Source organism: Nonomuraea candida (genome assembly GCF_000725485.1).
Lineage (GTDB): Bacteria > Actinomycetota > Actinomycetes > Streptosporangiales > Streptosporangiaceae > Nonomuraea > Nonomuraea candida.
Genome location: NZ_JOAG01000116.1, coordinates 1 through 1730, shown reverse-complemented (window position 1 = coordinate 1730; position 1730 = coordinate 1). Strand labels below are relative to the sequence as shown.

General features: G+C 70.1%; 1 protein-coding gene. It reads left to right on the top strand.

Annotated elements, in window-relative coordinates:
• Positions 1 to 82 precede the first annotated feature (82 nt).
• Positions 83 to 1699 (top strand): IS1634 family transposase, encoded by a 1617-nt coding sequence (locus IO39_RS58495; protein ID WP_245642604.1) that lies wholly within the window; start codon positions 83 to 85, stop codon positions 1697 to 1699.
• Positions 1700 to 1730: the final 31 nt, after the last annotated feature.

Here is a 1730-nt window from a genome sequence, read left to right as displayed (position 1 = left end):
GCTAGCCCCGTTTTCCGCACGTGAGGTGGTTTGAAGATCGCCGGGTTGCTGTGGTGATCGTTGTCGCGGTATGACCTGGCTGGTGAGACAGCGCGCGCAGTGGGGCCAGGCCAGTGTCGAGAAGATGCTCGGGGCATTACCGGTGGTGGCCGGGTTCTGCTCACGGTTGCGGATCCGGGAACTGGTGGATGCGGCCTGCCCGGTGCGTGATGTCGCGGAGCTGACTCATGGGCAGGTGATCGAGGTGCTGGTGGCCAACCGGCTGACCTCGCCCGCGCCGCTGGTGCACGTGCGGGACTGGGCACGCGCCTGGGCGGTGGGTGAGGCGTTCGGGGTCGAGCCCGGCCTGCTCAACGATGACCGGATCGGCCGTGCGCTGGATGCCATCGCCCCGCATCTGGACCAGTTGACCGGGTCGATCGGGCTGACCGCGATCGAGGCGTTCGGCCTGGACGTGGCCCGCCTGCACTGGGACATGACCTCGATCTCGCTGCACGGCGACTACAGCCGGCCCGAGCCCGGTTTCGCGACGCCGCGCTTCGGCCACCCCAAGGACCGGCGGCCGGATCTCAAGCAGGTTCAGGCCGGGATCGCGGTCAGCGCCGATGGCGCGATCCCGGTCTTTCACCGCGCCTACGACGGCGCGGCCGGTGAGGTGGCCCAGGTGATCGGCGCCATGCAGGCCCTGCAGCGGCTGGCCGGCCCGCAACGGACGCTGATGATCGGCGATTCCAAGCTCATCTCGTATGCCAACCTGGCCGCGATGACCACCGAGGGGGTGGGCTTCATCGCCCCGGCCTCCAAGGTGTTCGTCAGCGCCGCGACCTTGGCCGCACTGGACCTGGCCACGGCCACTGCGGTGGACTATGTGGCCGCCCGGGACGAGGGCAAGAGCGCCGACCGGCGCGGCACCTGGCACGTGAGCGAGGACGCCATGACCTTGGCCGGGCCGCGCAAGAAGGACCCGATCCTGACCCTGCGGCGCGTCTTCGTGCACTCCTCCGCCCGCGCTCAGGCCGCCGCCTGCGCCCGGGCCAAGAAACTGGATCGGGCCCGCGACGACCTGGCCCGGCTGGAACGCGGCCTGGGCAGCCGCCACTACCCCACCGAGCAGGCCGTCGCCGACCGCCTCACCGCGATCGGCCGCGCCCGCCGCGTGACGGCCTACCTGACCGCGCGGACCGGCACCGACCCCGGCACCGGCAAACCCACCTTGAGCTGGCACTTCGACCAGCAGGCGATCGACGCCGAAGCCGCCACCGACGGCTGGTACGCCCTGCTCACCAACCTGCCCCCCGAGACCGCCGACGCCGGACAGGTGCTGCGCCACTACAAAGGCCAGGAAGCCGTCGAGCGCCGCTACCAGGCCTTCAAAGGACCGCTGGCCGTCACCAGCCTGTACCTGAAGAACAACCGCCGCATCCACGCACTGATCACCGTCATCTGCCTGGCCCTGCTCATCTTCTGCCTGATCGAACGCCAGGTCCGCCAAGCCCTCGCCGCCCGCGGCCAAGCCACGATCGACGGCCTGTACGCCGGACGGCCCGCCATCCCCACCGGCCGCCTCGTCCTCGACGCCCTGGCCGGCATCCGGCTCATCCCGGGCACCGGCCAGTCACCACCCACCATCCCGCAACCCACCGACCTCCAACTCCATCTCCTGGATCTCCTCAACATCGACCCACGAGACCTCCGCTGAAGATCACTCACGTGCGGAAAACGGGGCTAGC